The organism is Burkholderia sp. Bp8992, assembly GCF_003853705.1.
In the GTDB taxonomy this organism is placed as follows: domain Bacteria; phylum Pseudomonadota; class Gammaproteobacteria; order Burkholderiales; family Burkholderiaceae; genus Burkholderia.
This window is the reverse complement of the sequence record NZ_QTQI01000028.1, coordinates 48,223-65,702: the sequence shown is the minus strand read 5'-3', so window position 1 is coordinate 65,702 and position 17,480 is coordinate 48,223. Positions and strand designations below refer to the sequence as shown.

The 17,480-nt window shown below is 68.8% G+C and carries 16 protein-coding genes; 8 read left to right on the top strand and 8 right to left on the bottom strand.

All coding sequences use genetic code 11. From position 1 onward, the window contains the following. The first annotated feature begins 41 nt into the window (after positions 1–41). The 4 genes from DIE03_RS31140 to rmuC all read left to right on the top strand — a co-directional run bounded on the left by DIE03_RS31140 (position 42) and on the right by rmuC (position 4,724). Positions 42–704: a lactate utilization protein C gene (locus tag DIE03_RS31140; protein WP_124456040.1), complete on the top strand. Its 663-nt coding sequence runs from the start codon at positions 42–44 to the stop codon at positions 702–704. Between the two features lie 43 nt (positions 705–747). Continuing rightward, complete coding sequence (locus DIE03_RS31135; protein WP_124456039.1) at positions 748–2,178, top strand: sodium:proton antiporter; 1,431 nt, start codon at positions 748–750, stop codon at positions 2,176–2,178. An 81-nt stretch (positions 2,179–2,259) separates the two neighbouring features. After that, complete coding sequence (locus DIE03_RS31130; RefSeq protein WP_124456038.1) at positions 2,260–3,249, top strand: D-glycerate dehydrogenase; 990 nt, start codon at positions 2,260–2,262, stop codon at positions 3,247–3,249. Beyond that, complete coding sequence (gene rmuC / locus DIE03_RS31125) at positions 3,246–4,724, top strand: DNA recombination protein RmuC (RefSeq protein WP_124456037.1); 1,479 nt, start codon at positions 3,246–3,248, stop codon at positions 4,722–4,724. The genes DIE03_RS31130 and rmuC overlap by 4 nt, the downstream gene beginning before the upstream one ends. 94 nt (positions 4,725–4,818) lie before the next feature. On the opposite strand, the gene DIE03_RS31120 is transcribed toward rmuC, so the two are convergent. The 6 genes from DIE03_RS31120 to DIE03_RS31095 all read right to left on the bottom strand — a co-directional run bounded on the left by DIE03_RS31120 (position 4,819) and on the right by DIE03_RS31095 (position 12,098). After that, a complete protein-coding gene (locus tag DIE03_RS31120) occupies positions 4,819–5,304 on the bottom strand; it encodes a GNAT family N-acetyltransferase (RefSeq protein ID WP_124456036.1) in 486 nt (161 codons plus the stop codon). Next, positions 5,301–5,576: a hypothetical protein gene (locus DIE03_RS31115; protein WP_006476519.1), complete on the bottom strand. Its 276-nt coding sequence runs from the start codon at positions 5,574–5,576 to the stop codon at positions 5,301–5,303. Before DIE03_RS31115 ends, DIE03_RS31120 begins: the two co-directional genes overlap by 4 nt. Positions 5,577–5,615: 39 nt before the next feature. Continuing rightward, positions 5,616–6,914 carry a gephyrin-like molybdotransferase Glp gene (gene glp, locus DIE03_RS31110; protein WP_124456035.1) on the bottom strand — a complete coding sequence of 433 codons (1,299 nt, stop codon included), beginning with the start codon at positions 6,912–6,914 and terminating at the stop codon, positions 5,616–5,618. Positions 6,915–7,026: 112 nt separating this feature from the next. Beyond that, entirely contained in the window at positions 7,027–7,644 is a 618-nt protein-coding gene (gene mobA / locus DIE03_RS31105) for a molybdenum cofactor guanylyltransferase MobA (protein ID WP_124456034.1), read from the bottom strand. Between the two features lie 29 nt (positions 7,645–7,673). Further along, positions 7,674–8,786, bottom strand: a complete 1,113-nt coding sequence (gene moaA, locus DIE03_RS31100) for a GTP 3',8-cyclase MoaA (RefSeq protein WP_124456033.1) — start codon at positions 8,784–8,786, stop codon at positions 7,674–7,676. A 129-nt stretch (positions 8,787–8,915) separates the two neighbouring features. Beyond that, entirely contained in the window at positions 8,916–12,098 is a 3,183-nt protein-coding gene (locus DIE03_RS31095; protein ID WP_124456032.1) for an Rne/Rng family ribonuclease, read from the bottom strand. A 722-nt stretch (positions 12,099–12,820) separates the two neighbouring features. Between DIE03_RS31095 and DIE03_RS31085 the strand changes: the two genes are divergently transcribed. Genes DIE03_RS31085 through DIE03_RS31070 form a run of 4 tightly spaced genes read left to right on the top strand, consistent with a single transcriptional unit; the run spans position 12,821 to position 15,893 of the window. Further along, on the top strand, positions 12,821–13,825 hold the full coding sequence (locus tag DIE03_RS31085; protein ID WP_124456031.1) for an RluA family pseudouridine synthase: 1,005 nt from the start codon (positions 12,821–12,823) through the stop codon (positions 13,823–13,825). 5 nt (positions 13,826–13,830) lie between these two features. Next, positions 13,831–14,490 (top strand): HAD-IA family hydrolase, encoded by a 660-nt coding sequence (locus DIE03_RS31080; RefSeq protein WP_124456030.1) that lies wholly within the window; start codon positions 13,831–13,833, stop codon positions 14,488–14,490. Next, complete coding sequence (locus DIE03_RS31075) at positions 14,487–14,888, top strand: Rieske 2Fe-2S domain-containing protein (protein ID WP_124456029.1); 402 nt, start codon at positions 14,487–14,489, stop codon at positions 14,886–14,888. Before DIE03_RS31080 ends, DIE03_RS31075 begins: the two co-directional genes overlap by 4 nt. A gap of 12 nt (positions 14,889–14,900) precedes the next feature. Then, complete coding sequence (locus DIE03_RS31070) at positions 14,901–15,893, top strand: S49 family peptidase (protein ID WP_124456028.1); 993 nt, start codon at positions 14,901–14,903, stop codon at positions 15,891–15,893. Between the two features lie 58 nt (positions 15,894–15,951). Here the strand turns inward: DIE03_RS31070 and DIE03_RS31065 are convergent, their stop codons facing one another. Beyond that, the gene (locus tag DIE03_RS31065; protein ID WP_043181959.1) at positions 15,952–16,674 is read right to left on the bottom strand and encodes an SAM-dependent methyltransferase; all 723 of its coding nucleotides are present in this window, start codon (positions 16,672–16,674) and stop codon (positions 15,952–15,954) included. Continuing rightward, entirely contained in the window at positions 16,671–17,303 is a 633-nt protein-coding gene (locus DIE03_RS31060; RefSeq protein ID WP_124456027.1) for a Maf-like protein, read from the bottom strand. The genes DIE03_RS31065 and DIE03_RS31060 overlap by 4 nt, the downstream gene beginning before the upstream one ends. Positions 17,304–17,480 lie beyond the last annotated feature (177 nt).

Genomic DNA, 17,480 nt, shown 5'->3' with positions numbered 1-17,480 from the left:
TAATCGGACGGTATTGCATGCCACTGTCACGAGGACCGTTCATGGACACTTCCGCTGCCCGTCGCCAGATCCTCGCGCGCATCCGCGCGGCGCAGGGGCGCGCGGCCGAACCCGATGCAGCGGAGCGCGACGGCGTCGCCGACTATCTCGCGCAGCATCCGCAGGGCCCGCGCCCGCCGGCGCCGGCCGACCTCGTCGCCGCCTTCGTCGACGAAGCGGCGCGCCTGTCGACCACGGTCGACGAAGTCGCGACGCTGGCCGACGCGCCCGCCGCCGCTGCCCGCTATCTTTCCGCTCATGGCCTGCCGGCGCAGGCCGTCGCGTGGCGCACGCTCGCCGATCTCGACTGGGCCGGCGCCGGCCTGTCGGTCGAATGCCGCAAGCCGCGCGACGGCGATCTCGTCGGCCTCACCGGCTGTTTTTGCGCGACCGCCGAAACGGGTTCGCTGGTGCTGCTGTCGGGCCCCGACACCTATGCATCGGCCGGCCTGCTGCCGGAAACCCACATTGCGATCGTACCGGCTTCGCGGATCGTCGCCGGGCATGAAGACGCGTTCGCGCTGATCCGCGCGGAGCGCGGCGAATTGCCGCGCGCGGTCAATTTCGTGTCGGGCCCGTCGCGCACGGGCGACATCGAGCAGACCATCGTACTGGGCGCGCACGGCCCGTACCGCGTGCACGTGATCGTCGTACGCGGCGCATGACGCGCCCGCTGCACCCCCTATCACTCGAACAAGGAAGTCCTGCATGAAACGACATGCCGCCTGGGCGGGCATGGCGTCGGGAATCGCGCTTGGCGCGGCGCCCGCGCTCGCATCGGCCGCCACGCTCGACGGTGCCACGCTGTCCGCACTCTGGGGCATCCCGTTTGCCGGGATCCTGCTGTCGATCGCGCTGTTCCCGCTCGTCGCGCCGGTGTTCTGGCATCACCACTTCGGCAAGATCGCGGCCGGCTGGGCGGTCGTGTTCCTGATCCCGTTCGCGTTCGCGTTCGGCGCGGGCACCGCGTTCGGCACGCTCGTGCATGCGCTGCTCGAGGAATACATTCCGTTCATCGTGCTGCTCACCGCGCTCTATACGGTCGCGGGCGGCATCTGCGTGAACGGCAACCTGCACGGCTCGCCGAAGCTGAACACCGCGATTCTCGCGCTCGGCACGCTGCTCGCGAGCGTGATGGGCACGACGGGCGCCGCGATGCTGCTGATCCGGCCGCTCCTGCGCGCGAACGACAACCGCAAGCATGTCGTGCACGTCGTGATCTTCTTCATCTTCCTCGTCGCGAATGCGGGCGGCTCGCTGTCGCCGCTCGGCGATCCGCCGCTGTTCCTCGGCTTCCTGAACGGCGTCAGCTTCTTCTGGACCACCACGCATCTCGCGCTGCCGATGCTGTTCATCTGCGTCGTGCTGCTGGCGCTGTTCTTCGCGCTCGATACGTACTTCTACCGGAAGGGCGGCGAGGAGCGGCCGGCCGCGCTCGATCCGACACCCGATGCCGCGGCGCTGTCGATCGACGGCAAGATCAACTTCGTGCTGCTCGCGGCCGTGATCGCGCTCGTGCTGATGAGCGGCGTGTGGAAGCCCGGCATCACGTTCGACGTGTGGGGCACGCACGTGGCGTTGCAGAACCTCGTGCGCGACGTCGCGCTCGTGGGCGTGACGCTCGCGTCGCTCGCGCTGACGCCGCGCTCCGCGCGCGAGGGCAACGCGTTCAACTGGGCGCCGATCGAGGAGGTCGCAAAGCTGTTTGCCGGGATCTTCGTGACGATCGCGCCGGTGATCGTGATCCTGCGCGCGGGGGCGGACGGTGCGTTCGCGCAGATCGTCCATCTCGTCACGGGGCCGGACGGCAAGCCGATCGACGCGATGTACTTCTGGGCGACGGGCCTGCTGTCGTCGTTCCTCGACAACGCGCCGACCTATCTCGTGTTCTTCAACCTCGCGGGCGGCGATGCGCAGGCGCTGATGACGACGGGCGCCTCGACGCTCGCCGCGATATCCGCGGGCGCGGTGTTCATGGGCGCGAACAGCTATATCGGCAACGCGCCGAACTTCATGGTGAAGGCGATCGCGGAGTCGCGCGGCGTGAAGATGCCGAGCTTCTTTGCGTACCTCGGCTGGGCACTCGTGATTCTGGTCCCCGTGTTCCTGCTGACGTCGCTGATCTTCTTCCCGGCGTAACCTGACGACTTTCAACCCAGCGCGGGCGATCCCGGCGGCGCGACGCGCACCGCGAGCGGCCCGCGGCATACGGAGATGGCGATGCAGAAGATCCTGGTCGCGCGTCCGATCTTTCCGGACGTGATCGAACGGCTCGAGCAGTATTTCGAAGTCGACTGGAACAACGGCGACGCGCTCGCGCCCGACGCGCTCGCCGCGCGTCTCGCCGACAAGGACGGCGCGCTGACGGCCGGCGACCCGGTCGGCGCGGCCACGCTCGCGGCGGCACCGCGCTTGCGCGTCGTGGCGAACATGGCGGTCGGCTACAACAACTTCGACATGGCCGCGTTCAACGCGGCGAACGTGCTCGGCACCAACACGCCCGACGTGCTGAACGAGTCGACCGCCGATTTCGGCTGGGCGCTGATGATGGCCGCCGCGCGCCGGATCGCCGAATCCGAGCACTGGCTGCGTGCCGGTCACTGGCAGAAGTGGGCGTACGACGGCTTCCTCGGCGCCGACATCTACGGCTCGACGCTCGGCGTGATCGGAATGGGCCGCATCGGCCAGGCGCTCGCGCGCCGCGCCCGCGGCTTCGGGATGCAAGTGATCTATCACAACCGTTCGCGGGTCGCGCCCGAGATCGAGGCCGAGCTGAACGCCGAATACGTATCGAAGGATGTGCTGCTTGCGCGTGCCGATCACGTCGTGCTCGTGCTGCCGTACACGCAGGAGAACCATCACACGATCGGGGCGGCCGAGCTCGCGAAGATGAAGCCCACGGCGACGCTGACCAACATCGCGCGCGGCGGGATCGTCGACGACGCGGCGCTGGCTGCCGCGCTGCGCGACGGGACGATCGCCGCGGCCGGCCTCGACGTGTACGAAGGCGAGCCGACCGTGCATCCGGCGCTGCTCGAGGTGCCGAACGTCGTGCTGACGCCGCATATCGCGAGCGCGACCGAAAAGACGCGCCGCGCGATGGCGAACCTCGCCGCCGACAACCTGATTGCCGCACTGGGCGAGGGGCCGCGTGCCGGGCAGCCGCCGAATCCGATCAACCCTGACGTGATCGGGAAGCCGCGCGCATGACCATGACATTGTTGCTTGCGGCGGTCGTCGTGCTGGCCGTCGCGCTCGCGGTGGCGATCGTCGCGCTCGTGCGCGGCGGCGGCCGTCACGACGATGCGGCGGTGCTCGGCGACCAGATCGAGGACGCCGCGCATGCGCAGGCGCGTGCGGTCGAGCGCCTCGAACGCGAATTGCGCGGCGAGATCGTCGAGAACGCGCGCGGCTCGCGCACCGAGCTGGCCGGCAGCTTCGCGCAGCTTCAGCAGACGCTCGCCGCGCAGCTGACGAGCGTGGCGACCGTGCAGAACAATCAGATCGAAGGCTTCGCGCAGCAGCTCGGCAAGCTCGTCGCCGGCAATGCGCAGCAGTTCGACGCGATGCGCGAGAGCGTGCAGCGCCAGGCGCAGCAGGCGCGCGAGGAGCAGACGGGCGCGCTCCGGCTGTTCGGTGACACGTTGAACCGGCAGCTCACGCAGCTGACCGAGGCGAACGACCGCCGGATCGGCGAGGTGCGCGCGACGCTCGAGCAGCGGCTGAAGGAAATCGAGACCAACAACGCGGCGAAGCTCGAAGAGATGCGCCGCACCGTCGACGAGAAGCTGCATGCGACGCTCGAGCAGCGTCTCGGCGAATCGTTCAAGCTCGTGTCGGACCGGCTCGAACAGGTCCATCGCGGGCTCGGCGAGATGCAGACGCTCGCGGCCGGCGTCGGCGACCTGAAGAAGGTGCTGACCAACGTGAAGACGCGCGGCACCTGGGGCGAAGTGCAGCTCGAGGCGCTGCTCGAACAGATGCTGACGCCCGACCAGTACGCGAAGAATGTCGCGACGGTGCCGAAGAGCACCGAGCGCGTCGAGTTCGCGATCCGGCTGCCGGGGCGTGACGCCGGCACGCGCGATGCGCCGCCCGTGTGGCTGCCGATCGACGCGAAATTCCCGCGCGAGGACTACGAGCGGCTGATCGATGCGCAGGAGCGGGCCGATGCGGCGGCTGTCGAGGAGGCCGCTCGTGCGCTCGAGACGCGCGTGCGGCTGGAAGCGCGCACGATCGCCGAGAAGTACGTCGCGCCGCCGCACACGACCGATTTCGCGCTGCTGTTCCTGCCGACCGAGGGGCTCTACGCGGAGATCCTGCGCCGCCCCGGCCTGACGGACCTGCTGCAGCGCGACTATCGCGTGACGGTTGCCGGGCCGACGACGCTCACCGCACTGCTGAACAGCCTGCAGATGGGTTTCCGCACGCTCGCGATCGAGCAGCGTTCGAGCGAGGTGTGGCAGGTGCTCGGCGCGGTCAAGACGGAGTTCGGCAAGTTCGGCGACGTGCTCGCGCGCACGAAGGCGCAGCTCGAAACGGTCACGCGCTCGATCGAGTCCGCCGAGCAGCGCACGCGCGTGATGAGCCGCAAGCTGAAGCAGGTCGAGGCGCTGCCGGGCGACGCGGCGGCCGGGCTGCTTGGTGCGGAAGGCGCCGACGGCGCCGATGCGGACGACGCATGACGCGTGTCGCCGGCCGCAGCCGGAACGAAAAACGGGCGCCCGTTTTCCTTTTGAAGCCATGTCTGATGCGATCGCCGGCGCGGCCGGCCTGCGCTCATTGTCCGGCGAGCGTATCCAGCGCGTCGCCCGTCACGCGGACGATGCGCCAGTCGGGCAGCACGGTGGCGCCCATCTTCTCGTAGAAATCGATCGCCGGCTGGTTCCAGTCGAGGACAGACCATTCGAAGCGCCCGCAACGGCGCTCGACGGCCAGTGCCGCGAGATGACGCAGCATCGCGGTGCCGAGGCCCGTGCCGCGCTGCGACGGCTGCACGTACAGGTCCTCGAGATAGAGGCCGCGACGGCCGAGGAACGTCGAATAGTTGTGGAAGAACAGCGCGTACGCGACGATCGCGCCGTCCTGCTCGGCTACTCGCGCTTCGGCGGCGGGGTGTGCGCCGAACAGTGCATCGGCGAGATCGGCCTCGGTCGCGACGAACAGATTCGTGAGCTTCTCGAACTCGGCCAGCTCGCGCATCAGCGCGAGGATCGCGCCGACGTCGCGCGATTCGGCTGCGCGGATCAGCGGCATGCCGCTCACGCTTCCTCCGGCGGGTCGGACAGCACGATCTCGATGCCGCCGAAACGCGATGCGACCCAGTTGTACGCGTGGCAGGCGATCCACAGCAGCACGAAGCCGAGAATGGCGTTCAGCAGCAGTGCGCTCAGGATCGTGCTCAATTCGACCATCCCGTAGCGGATGTACGCGACGAGAATGCCGAGCAGCACGATCGGCACGCTGAACGTCAGGTAGACGAGGATCAGCGCCTTTGCGGTCTGCCCCGCGGCGATCGACGAGATTTGCTTCTTCATGTGTGGATTGCCCCCGTAGAGATATACCGATAGTGGAATTCAGATCAGGCCGTCGAGCGGCAGGATGTCGACCGGGGTGCCCGCGTCGACTGCCGCGACATCGTGGCCCAGGACGATGAAACAGTTGGCGGCCGCGAGGCCGCTCAGCGATGCGGAACTCTGCGAACCGGCCGGCGTGACGTGCCAGCGGCCGTCGGCGGCGCGAGTCGCGATGCCGCGCAGGTAGTCGGTGCGGCCGGGGCGCTTCTTCAGCGCTTGCGTGCTGAGTGCCGTGTACATCGCCGGCGGCGTTGCCTGCGCGCCGGCCAGCGTCAGCAGTGCCGGGCGCACGATCGCGTAGAACGTCACGGCGGACGCGACCGGATTGCCGGGCAAGCCGAAAAACAGCGCGTGGCCGGCGCCGTCGGCCGCGCGTGCGAGCGTGCCGCACGCAAGCGGCCGGCCGGGCCGCAGCGCGAGACTCGCGAACGTCACGTCGCCGAGTTTTGCCATCACGTCGCGCGTGAAGTCGGCTTCGCCGACCGACACGCCGCCCGACGTGATCACCGCATCGGCCTGCGCGGCGACGGCGTCGCGCAGCGCGGCTTCGAGCGCGGCCGGGTCGTCGCGGACGATCCCGAGATCGATCGCGTCGACATGCAGCCGTTCCAGCATCGCGATCAGCATGCCGCGATTGCTGTCGTACAGCGCGCCGCGACCGAGCGGTTCGGCGGGCTCGCGCAGTTCGTCGCCGGTCGAGAACACGGCGACGCGCACGCGGCGGCGCACCGTGACGTCGCTGAAACCGAACGAGGCGAGCAGGCCGAGATCGGACGGGCGCAGGATGCGGCCCGCGGCGAGCGCGCGGGCGCCGCGCGCGAGATCCTCGCCGGCCTTGCGGCAGTTCGCGCCGGGCGCGGCGTCGTGCGCGGCGAAACGGATCGTGTCGCCGTCGACGCGCACGCGTTCCTGCGGGATCACCGTGTCGCATCCGGCCGGCATCGGCGCGCCCGTCATGATGCGCACGCATGAGCCGGCTGCCACGGCGCCGTCGAACGGATGGCCCGCGAACGCGGCGCCGGCGACCGTCATCTCGATATCACCTTGCGGCGACACGGGCGTGCCGGCGCTGCCGTCGAATGCATAGCCGTCCATCGCCGAGTTGTCGTACGCGGGAATGTCGAACGGCGCATTCACGTCGGCCGCGAGCACGCGGTCGAGCGCATCGCGCAGCGTCACCGTGTCGCACGCGTCGACCGGCACCGCGAAACGGCACGCGAGTGCCTGTGCGTCGGCGAGCGACAGCGGCGCATCGGAATCGGGTGCGGATCGGGGGGCGGGCGAGGATTGCGTGATCATCAGTCGGACTGCGCCGCAAGGCGTATCGGGTTCGTGGCCGGTGGCGCAAGGAGGGTGCCCGGACGCGGGTTTCGCGTGCGGCGGGTGCCGGGCGGTAACGGCGCGTGCGCCGTCAGCGACGGGCCAGCGCGGCGAGTTCCTGCCAGGAGTTGGCATTGTAAAACGCACGCTCGTCGCGAAACTCGACTTCGACCGTCTTGTGGCGTGCGTACCACGCACGCACCTTGCGGTCGCCGGCCGTGAGCCGGGCGGCCAGGTCGTCGGCCAGCGACGTGCGCAGCAGCGCGAACGTCGGCTGCGGCGAGCGCGCCTGCGCTGCATCGACGGTCACGGCCATCGCGATGTCGGCCTGTTGCGCGTCGAGGGCTGCGCGCAGCCGCGCGACGAGGTCGGCGGGCAGGTAGGGCGTATCGCACGGCGAGCACACGACGAGCGGCGCGCGCGCCGCCCGCATGCCGGCGAGCAGGCCCGCGAGCGGGCCGGGGAAGTCGGGTGTTTCGTCCGCGACGATGCGCGCATCGAACGGCGCACCGAGTTCGGCATAGCGGTCGGCATGGCGATTTGCGCTGATCAGCGTCTCGTCGACCTGCGGCGACAGCCGGCGCAGCACGTGCAGCGCGAGCGGCGTGCCGTCGAGCAGCTGCAGGCCCTTGTCGACGCCGTCCATGCGCGTGCCGCGCCCGCCTGCGAGCAGCAGGCCGGTGATTGACGGGGAGGCGGAAGCGGGCATCGTGCGAGAGCGGAACGGGCCGGCGTGCGTCAGCCGCCGATATACGACATTTCGACACGCTTGCCTGTGCCGTCGGGCATGGCTTCGGCCGACGCGCTGCCGCGCAGCTGCGAATAGCGGTCGGTGCGGGCCTGCCAGATGCGGGCAATTGCGGTCGCGATCTCCGCGTCGCTCGCGCCGCCGCGCACGAGCGCGCGCAGGTCGTGACCCGTCGACGCGAACAGGCACAGGTACAGCTTGCCTTCGGTCGACAGCCGTGCGCGCGTGCAGTCGCCGCAAAACGCCTGCGTGACGCTCGAGATCACGCCGATCTCGCCGCTGCCGTCCGCGTAGCCCCAGCGTTGCGCGGTTTCGGCCGCCGTGTGCGGCTCGAGCGGCACCAGCGGGAAATGTTCGGCGATCCGCGCGACGACGTCGGCCGACGGCAGCACCTCGGTCATGTTCCAGCCGTTCGACGTGCCGACGTCCATGTATTCGATGAAGCGCAGGACCACGCCGGTGCCGCGGAAACGCTCGGCCATCGGCAGGATCTCGCTGTCGTTGGTGCCGCGCTTCACGACCATGTTGACCTTGACCGGCGCAAGGCCCGCGGCCTGCGCGGCGAAGATGCCGTCGAGGACGTCGGCGCTCGCGAACTCGGCATCGTTCATGCGCTTGAACAGCGCATCGTCGAGCGCATCGAGGCTGACCGTCACGCGTGTGAGCCCGGCGTCCTTCAGTGCCCGCGCCTTGCGCGCCAGCAATGAGCCGTTGGTCGTCAGCGTCAGGTCGAGCGGGCGGCCGGCGTGCGTCGTCAGCCGCGCGAGGCGCTCGATCAGGAATTCGAGATTCTTGCGCAGCAGCGGCTCGCCGCCGGTGATGCGGATCTTCTCGACGCCATGTGCGACGAAGAGCCGTGCCACGCGCTCGATTTCCTCGTGCGTGAGCAGTGCGCTGTGCGGCAGGAACGGGTAGTCCTTGTCGAAGACCGCACGCGGCATGCAGTACACGCAACGGAAGTTGCAGCGGTCCGTCACCGAAATGCGCAAGTCGCGCAGCGGCCTGGCGAACGTGTCGGCCAGCGTGCCGTCTGGGGCATGCGCGACGCCGGAGACGTCCGGCATCCCGCTGACGTCGGCAAGAGGAATGATGCGTCGGGACATGTTGAAAGAAGTGCGAACCAGACCTCTATTTTAGCCGCAAGCGGCCGGCTGGTCCGGTGGGCGGAAACCCGCAGCGCGGACAAGAAAAAGCCCGCCGGGGGCGGGCTTTTCCTGGTCAGGTGATGCGACTTAGTGATGCGTCGTTTCGACCTGCTGCATCGGGGCCGTATCGGCCGGCGGCAGCGCCTTGCGTTCACGCGGCACGCGGGCCGGGCGCGGCAGTTGCGACGCGGCTTCCTGCGCAGCGGCGAACTTGCTGGCGTCCGTGTTCACCCAGACGAGGCCGGCTTGCTCCAGCACGACATCCAGGCTCGCCGAAGCGGGCGCGGCTGCCGGTTGCGCGGGAGCAGCTGCCGGTGCCGGAGCTGCGACGGCCTCGACCGGCACAGCTTCGACCGGTGCCGGCTCGACAGCCACCGGAGCGGCTTCGGTCGCCACGGCCGGTGCGGCTTGCTCGACGGGTGCCGGCTGCGGTGCCTCGACGACGGCCGGGGCCGCAGCCGGGACTGCCGGCACTTCGAACGCGTCGGTCGGCGAAACCTCGACCGGAGCCGGGCCGGCTTCGGCGACGACGGCCGGTGCAACCGGCGCCGGTTCCACTGCCTGGGCGGCGACGGCCGGCTCGACCGGAGCAGCTTCGACGGGTGCCGGTGCCGGCTGGGTTTCGACGGCGGCCGGTGCAGCATGCTGCTCGACGACTGCTTCCACGGCGACGGCGCTCGCCACGGCCGCGACGACTGCCGGTGCGGCCGTGTGGGCCGGTTCGACAGCAGCCGGTGCTTCCGGCGTCACGGCGTGCACGGCTGCTTCGCCGTCCGCGCCTTGCTCGGCCTGGTCGACGACTGCGCCGTCTTCGTCGCGTTCGCGACGACCGCCGCGGCGGCCGCGACGGCGACGACGACGTTCTTCGCCATCACGCGCGCCGGCTTCCGCATCGGCTGCCAGGTCGGCGCCGGGCAGCGCCTCTGCGACGGCCTTGTCGTCTTCCGGTTCCGGGTGGTTTTCACCGCGGTTGACGGTCTCGAGCGTGGCCGCATGCTGGGTCGGCTTGCGGCGCTCACCGCGCTCGCGACGCTCGCCGCGTTCCTGGCGTTCGCCACGGCCGGCTGCCTCGACGGCTTCCGGCTGCTCGGCGCGTTCGCGCGGCTCGCGGTTCTCACGCGGTTCGCGCGGCTCACGGCTTTCACGCGGTTCGCGCGGCTCACGGCTTTCACGCGGCTCGCGCGGTTCGCGGCCTTCGCGCGGGCCACGGCCCTCACGACCTTCGCGCCCCTCACGACCTTCGCGGCCTTCACGACCTTCGCGGCTTTCGCGACCTTCACGCGGCTCGCGACCTTCGCGCGGCTCGCGGCCTTCACGCGGTTCGCGCACTTCCTTGCCTTCGCGCTCCTGGCGTTGCGACTGGCCACGGCCTGCCGCTGCCTGGTCGCGGCCGCCTTGCGCCTGCTGCGTGCCGCCACGACGGTTGCGATTGCGATCGCCGCCGCGCTGCTCGGTCTTCTCGGTCCGCTCGCGGGCCGGACGGGCTGCCTGCTCCTTCACCGGTGCCGGAGCAACCGGTGCGGGCGCCGGCGCCGGCGACACGCCGAACAGGCCCTTCAGCCAGCCGATGAAGCCGCCGCTTGCCGCGGCGACAGGGGCGGGTGCGGCAACCGGTTCGACCGGACGCTGCGGTGCCGGGCTCGGGGCCGGACGCTCGGGCGTGATGCCCTTGACTGCGGCTTCCTGCTTCGGCTTCACTTCTGCCGCGCGCTTGCTGTAGCCGGTTTCCGACTCGAGTTCGCGGGCCGCTTCCTCGGCCATCTTCCACGACGCGCGCGGATCGTCGAGGCGCGCATCGTCGTGACGCAGGCGCTCGAGCTTGTAGTGCGGCGTATCGAGGTGCTTGTTCGGGATCAGCACAATGCCGACCTTGAAGCGCGACTCGATCTTGTTGATTTCCTGACGCTTCTCGTTCAGCAGGAAGGCGGTCACCTCGACCGGCACCTGGCAGTGGATCGCCGCGGTGTTTTCCTTCATCGCTTCTTCCTGAATGATCCGCAGGACCTGCAGCGCGGACGATTCGGTGTCGCGGATGTGGCCGGTGCCGTTACAGCGCGGGCACGTCACGTGGCTGCCTTCCGACAGGGCCGGACGCAGGCGCTGGCGCGACAGCTCCATCAGGCCGAAGCGGGAGATCTTGCCCATCTGCACGCGCGCACGGTCGTGCTTGAGCGCGTCCTTCAGGCGCTGCTCGACTTCACGCTGGCTCTTGGCCGATTCCATGTCGATGAAATCGATCACGATCAGGCCGCCGAGGTCGCGCAGGCGCAGCTGGCGGGCGACTTCGTCGGCCGCTTCGAGGTTCGTGCGGGTCGCCGTTTCCTCGATGTCCGCGCCCTTGGTCGCGCGCGCCGAGTTCACGTCGATCGCGACGAGCGCTTCGGTGTGGTCGATCACGATCGCACCGCCCGACGGCAGCGGCACCGTGCGCGAGTATGCGGTTTCGATCTGGTGCTCGATCTGGAACCGCGAGAACAGCGGCACGTCGTCGTGGTAGCGCTTCACCTTCGCGACGTTGTCCGGCATCACGATGTCCATGAACGCACGGGCCTGATCGTGGATTTCGTTCGTGTCGATCAGGATTTCGCCGATATCGGGCTGGAAATAGTCCCGGATCGCGCGAATCACGAGGCTCGATTCCAGATAGATCAGCATCGGCTGGCCCGCGTTGCCGCTTTGCGAGGCAGCCTCGATCGCGCGCCACAGTTGCAGCAGGTAGTTCAGGTCCCACTGCAGTTCCTCGGCGCTGCGGCCGATGCCCGCGGTACGGGCGATCATGCTCATGCCGTCCGGAATCTGCAGCTGCGCCATCGTTTCGCGCAGTTCCTGGCGCTCGTCGCCTTCGATCCGGCGCGACACGCCGCCGCCGCGCGGGTTGTTCGGCATCAGCACGAGGTAACGGCCGGCGAGCGAGATGAAGGTGGTGAGGGCGGCGCCCTTGTTGCCACGCTCTTCCTTCTCGACCTGAACGATCAGCTCCTGGCCTTCGCGCAGGGCATCCTGGATGCGCGCGGAGCGCATGTCGATGCCTTCCTTGAAGTACTGGCGGGCGACTTCCTTGAACGGCAGGAAGCCGTGGCGGTCTTCGCCGTAGTTGACGAAGCACGCTTCGAGCGACGGCTCGATGCGGGTGATGACACCTTTGTAGATATTGCCCTTGCGCTGTTCGCGCCCGGCGGTTTCGATGTCGATGTCGATGAGCTTTTGCCCATCGACGATGGCGACGCGCAGCTCCTCCTGCTGCGTCGCATTGAACAGCATGCGTTTCATGAACGACTCCAGGCGGCTCCGCTACCGGCGCCTCGCGGTTGTCAGTCGCGAGAGCGGGAACGACGGCAGGCCGCACCTTGTTGTGTTGTCACGAGCACGCTGGAGCGGGAACGATGGCGGGGAGAATTGCCTGAAGAGGCGCTTGGGCCCGAAAGACGGGGCCGGCGGCCATAGGGCACCTGCGAATACGGCTTCAAAGCACGGCGTTCACACACCGCACGCTGCAAAAGCGCGCTAAGCCTGAGTCCGGGCATTGCCACGGGCGCGCGCAATGCGTCGCGCGCGCCGACGGGCGGCAGATGCTGCGGCTTGGGCCGCAGCGGGGAGTATCGAATCCAGCCCGACTTTCCCGCTTGGGGTGTACTTCCCTGGTTTGACGTCGCCAAGCCCCGCACGCTTCGCGGGACCAAATCGGGCGCAACGCCGTAATTTTCGCAACCGGCAGCCTGCGGACGCACCTCGCGCCGTCGGGCTGCCGATCAAATTCTTTTCAACCAACTTTCCGTTACCGCGGCGCCTTGCCGACCGAATCCGCCTGTGGGCGCGATCCTTGCCGACGGGCGGCGCCGTGCGTGCAACTTGCTGCATCTCTTTGATTAGGGGTGAGCAGCGGACCCCCGGCGCAAGTAAAATAGCGGTTTGCGCTTGCGCCTTGCCCGATTCAGCCGGGGCCGGCCGGTCAGGCCACCCTCAACGTCAGGCTGGGCAAAATTATATTCAGTATGAATGAGTTAGGCAAAATATCCCAGAATTCGGTCGCAAGCGGCCAGGTATCGATGATCGAGATCGACGAAAACTCGGCCGGTCAGCGGATCGACAACTTCCTGTTGCGCGTCTGTAAAGGCGTGCCGAAAAGCCATATCTACCGGATCCTCCGCAGCGGCGAAGTGCGCGTCAACAAGGGCCGGATCGACGCGCAGTACCGCCTCGAGCTTGGCGACCTCGTCCGCGTGCCGCCGGTGCGCGTGGCGGCCGCAGACCTCGCGCGCGCCGACACGCCGGTCGTGCCGCCCGCCAATTTCCCCGTGCTGTACGAGGACGACGCGATGCTCGTCATCGACAAGCCGGCCGGCGTCGCGGTCCACGGCGGCAGCGGCGTCGCGTTCGGCGTGATCGAGCAGATGCGCCAGGCGCGCCCGCGCGCGAAATTCCTCGAGCTCGTACACCGGCTCGACCGCGAGACGTCCGGGATCCTGATGCTCGCGAAGAAGCGCACGGCGCTGGTCGGCCTGCACGAACAGATCCGCGAGAACCGGATGGACAAGCGCTACTTCGCGTGCGCGCACGGCGAATGGCAGCCCGATTGGGGCCGTCGCCGCGCGGTGAAGGCGCCGCTGTTCAAGTATTCGACCCCGGAAGGCGAGCGCCGCGTGCGCGTGCAGGACGACGGGCTGCCGTCGCATACGGTGTTCAACCTCGTCGACCGCTGGTCCGACTATGTGCTTGTCGAAGCGGAACTCAAAACGGGTCGGACCCATCAGATCCGCGTGCACCTCGCGCATCTCGGCCTGCCGATCGCCGGCGACGCCAAGTATGGCGATTTCGCACTGAACAAGGCGCTGGCGCGCGCGAACGCGCAACCGTCGCTGAAGCGGATGTTCCTGCATGCACACCGGCTGCGGCTTGCCCATCCGATCACCGGCGAGGCGCTGCAGTTCGACGCGCCGCTGCCGGACGACTGCCGGCGTTTCCTCGATCAACTCAGCGCATTGCGCGATACCGCCTGAACCGCATGGCTCGACAGCAATTTGACCTGATCGTCTTCGACTGGGACGGCACGCTGATGGATTCGACTGCGCACATCGCGCACAGCATCCAGGCCGCATGCCGTGATCTCGGCCTGCCCACGCCGTCCGACGAGGCGTCGCGCTACGTGATCGGCCTCGGCCTGCGCGATGCGCTGCAGATTACCGCTCCGACCCTCGATCCGTCCGACTATGCGCGGCTGGCCGAGCGCTACCGCTATCACTATCTGCTCGACGACCAGCGCATCGAGCTGTTCGCCGGCGTGCGCGAGCTGCTCGCCGAACTGCGCGACACGGGCTACCTGCTCGCGGTGGCGACCGGCAAGGGTCGGGTGGGGCTGAATCGCGTCCTCGACCAGTCGAAGCTGACGAGCGTGTTCGACGCGACGCGCTGCGCGGACGAGACGTTCTCGAAGCCGCACCCGGCGATGCTGCACGAGTTGTCGCGGGAATTGGGGCAGGACCTCGCACGCACCGTGATGATCGGCGACACGACGCACGACCTGCAGATGGCCGCGAGCGCCGGTGCGGCCGGCGTCGGTGTCGCGTACGGCGCGCACCCGGCCGATGCGCTGGCGGCGCTGGCGCCGCGCTTCGTGGCGCCTGATGTCAGCGCGCTGGCCGAATGGCTGAGGGAGTACGCATGAGCACGGCACCGGACGCCGTGCGCGTATGCGCATCGGACGCGCTGAGCGACGGCGGTGCCGGCGTGCGCGTCGACGCGACGCTGCGCGGCGAGCAGGCCGTCGTGTTCTTCGTGCGCTACGAAGGGCGCGCCTACGGCTACCTGAACCGCTGCGCGCACGTGCCGATGGAGCTCGACTGGGCCGAAGGGCAGTTCTTCGAGTCGTCGGGCCTTTACCTGATGTGCGCGACGCACGGCGCGATCTACGCGCCGGACACCGGCAAGTGCGTCGGCGGGCCGTGCCGCGGCGGCCGCCTGCGGCCGGTCGAGGTCGACGAACGCGACACGCCCGACGGCCGTGCGGTATTCTGGGTACCGGATGCCGACCTGTATCCGGCCACTCCCGCCACGACCGACTGACGACACTACTGCATGGCCGACCAACCGAATTCCCCGGATTCCTCCTCCCGTCCCGACAACCGTGAACCGAGCTGGGAGCGCGCGGCGCTCGAGCGGATCGCGCTCGCGGCCGTCAAGGAGCAGCGTGCGGCGCGGCGCTGGAAAATCTTCTTCCGCTTCGCGTTCCTCGGCGTGTTCGTGCTGTTCGCGTTCGCGCTGATCGATTTCTCGAGCGATTCGAAGTTTTCGTCGAGCGGGCGGCATACGGCGCTCGTGACGATCGACGGCGAGATCGCGGCCGGCGTCAACGCGAACGCCGACGACATCAACACGGCGCTCGACGCCGCGTTCGACGACGACGGCACGGTCGGCGTCGTGCTGCGGATCAACAGCCCGGGCGGCAGCCCCGTGCAGGCCGGCATGGTTTACGACGAGATCCGGCGGCTGCGCGCGAAGCATCCGGACAAGCCGCTGTACGTCGTCGTGACCGACATGTGTGCCTCGGGCGGCTATTACATCGCGGCCGCGGCCGACAAGATCTTCGTCGACAAGGCGAGCATCGTCGGGTCGATCGGCGTGCTGATGGACGGTTTCGGTTTCACCGGGCTGATGGGCAAGCTCGGCGTCGAGCGCCGCCTGCATACGTCAGGTGAAAACAAGGGCTTCTACGATCCGTTCTCGCCGGAGACGCCGAAGATGGACACGCACGCGCAGGCGCTGCTCGACCAGGTGCACGCGCAGTTCATCAAGGCCGTGAAGGACGGCCGCGGCAAGCGGCTGCACGAAACCCCCGACATGTTCTCGGGCCTGTTCTGGACGGGCGAGAAGAGCGTCGAGCTCGGGCTCGCCGACGGCTACGGCACGACCGACACGGTCGCGCGCGACGTGCTGAAGGCACCTGATCTCGTCGATTACACGGTGAAGGAAAGCCTGACGAACCGTGTCGCGCGCAAGTTCGGCGCGGCCGTCGGTGGTGCCGCGATGAAGGCGCTGACGGCCGGCGGTGCATCGGTCAGCCTGCGCTGACCGCTGGCGGCGGGCCGCGATGGCCCGCCTTCCAGTTGACCGATCGCCGGGCGCGGCGTCAGTTGGCGAGCAGCAGGAAGATCGCCGGGCGCTTGTGCAGATTCGGCGCAGGCGCCTTTTTCCAGTCGGCCACGGTGCGGCTCGCGATCGTCTCGGTCGCGAGGGTCAGGTCGGCCGCGACGCAGATCTGCGTCGACGGCGCGCAGGTCGCGACCAGCGTGTCGAGCATCGCGTGATTCCGGTACGGCGTTTCGATGAAGATCTGCGTCTGGCGCGCTTTGCGTGACAGTTGTTCAAGTTCGCGCAGGCGCTTCGCACGCGCGGCCGCATCGACCGGCAGGTAGCCGTTGAACGCGAAGCTCTGGCCGTTCAGGCCCGACGCCATCAATGCGAGCAGGATCGAACTCGGCCCGACGAGCGGCACGACCTTCACGCCGCGCTCGTGCGCGCGGCGCACCAGCAGCGCACCGGGATCGGCGACGGCGGGGCAGCCGGCCTCCGACACGAGGCCGGCGTCCGCGCCGGCCAGGATGGGCGCGAGCAGCCGGTCGATGGCGCCGGCCGGCGTATTGACGTTCAGTTCGCTGATCTCGATTTCCTGGATCGGGCGCGTCGTGCCGATCTTCTTCAGGAACGCGCGCGTCGTTTTCGCGTTCTCGCCGATGTAATAGCCGAGCGTGCCGGCGCGTGCCTGGACGGCAGCGGGCAGCACGGCGGCGAGCATCGATTCGTCGCCTTCGCCGAGCGTGTTCGGGACGAGGTAAAGCGTGCCGGCGGTCATGCGCGGTCTCCACGGGTGGTTGCAAACAGCGGGTATTCGGCGGCGCGCAGCATCCGCGTGAGCGCGATCAGCGGCAGGCCGACAAGCGCGGTCGGGTCGTCGGAGTCGATCGCGTCGAGCAGCGCGATGCCGAGCCCTTCGGATTTCGCGCTGCCGGCGACGTCGTACGGCGTTTCCGCGCGCAGGTACGCGTCGAGTTCGGCTTCGGGCAGCGAACGGAAGCGCACGTGCGTGACGACGTCCTCGACCTGCGCTTCGCCCGTGCGGCTGTCGTACAGGCAAAGCGCGCTGTGGAATTCGACGGCGCGACCCTGCATCGACACGAGTTGCGCGAGGGCGCGCTCGTGCGTGCCGGGCTTGCCGATCTGCAGGCCGTCGAAAGTCGCGACCTGGTCTGACCCGATCACGAGCACGCCGTCCGGCGCGTCGATCGTCGCGGCGACGGCGCGCGCTTTCGCGCCGGCGAGGCGTAGCGCGGTCGCGGCCGGCGTTTCGCCGTCGAGCGGGGTTTCGTCGAGATCGGGCGACACGACGTCGAACGGCACGCCGAGGCGCTCGAGGAGCGCGCGGCGGTAACGGGAACTGGAGGCGAGAATCAGCCGCGGCGGGCGGCAAACGGTATCCGGCATGGTCGGTTGGATCGGTGAGTCTTCAGGTGTGGCGCGGCGTTGCGCGGACGCAAGCTTAAGTGATTGACCGCAAAAGGTAAAACAGGTATGCTTTCCCGCTTTTCGTCGGCAGGCTTTCGTTGTGATGGCGCCTGCCGGGTCTTCGGAAGTAAAGTACGTCATCCGCGGATGAGCCGT

Bases quoted from the DNA above. Each gene is read 5' to 3' on its own strand.
- DIE03_RS31140 (WP_124456040.1), top strand. From the start codon at position 42: ATGGACACTTCCGCTGCCCGTCGCCAGATCCTCGCGCGCATCCGCGCG.
- DIE03_RS31135 (WP_124456039.1), top strand. From the start codon at position 748: ATGAAACGACATGCCGCCTGGGCGGGCATGGCGTCGGGAATCGCGCTT.
- DIE03_RS31130 (WP_124456038.1), top strand. From the start codon at position 2,260: ATGCAGAAGATCCTGGTCGCGCGTCCGATCTTTCCGGACGTGATCGAA.
- rmuC (WP_124456037.1), top strand. From the start codon at position 3,246: ATGACCATGACATTGTTGCTTGCGGCGGTCGTCGTGCTGGCCGTCGCG.
- DIE03_RS31115 (WP_006476519.1), bottom strand. From the start codon at position 5,576: ATGAAGAAGCAAATCTCGTCGATCGCCGCGGGGCAGACCGCAAAGGCG.
- glp (WP_124456035.1), bottom strand. From the start codon at position 6,914: ATGATCACGCAATCCTCGCCCGCCCCCCGATCCGCACCCGATTCCGAT.
- mobA (WP_124456034.1), bottom strand. From the start codon at position 7,644: ATGCCCGCTTCCGCCTCCCCGTCAATCACCGGCCTGCTGCTCGCAGGC.
- moaA (WP_124456033.1), bottom strand. From the start codon at position 8,786: ATGTCCCGACGCATCATTCCTCTTGCCGACGTCAGCGGGATGCCGGAC.
- DIE03_RS31095 (WP_124456032.1), bottom strand. From the start codon at position 12,098: ATGAAACGCATGCTGTTCAATGCGACGCAGCAGGAGGAGCTGCGCGTC.
- DIE03_RS31085 (WP_124456031.1), top strand. From the start codon at position 12,821: ATGAATGAGTTAGGCAAAATATCCCAGAATTCGGTCGCAAGCGGCCAG.
- DIE03_RS31080 (WP_124456030.1), top strand. From the start codon at position 13,831: ATGGCTCGACAGCAATTTGACCTGATCGTCTTCGACTGGGACGGCACG.
- DIE03_RS31075 (WP_124456029.1), top strand. From the start codon at position 14,487: ATGAGCACGGCACCGGACGCCGTGCGCGTATGCGCATCGGACGCGCTG.
- DIE03_RS31070 (WP_124456028.1), top strand. From the start codon at position 14,901: ATGGCCGACCAACCGAATTCCCCGGATTCCTCCTCCCGTCCCGACAAC.
- DIE03_RS31065 (WP_043181959.1), bottom strand. From the start codon at position 16,674: ATGACCGCCGGCACGCTTTACCTCGTCCCGAACACGCTCGGCGAAGGC.
- DIE03_RS31060 (WP_124456027.1), bottom strand. From the start codon at position 17,303: ATGCCGGATACCGTTTGCCGCCCGCCGCGGCTGATTCTCGCCTCCAGT.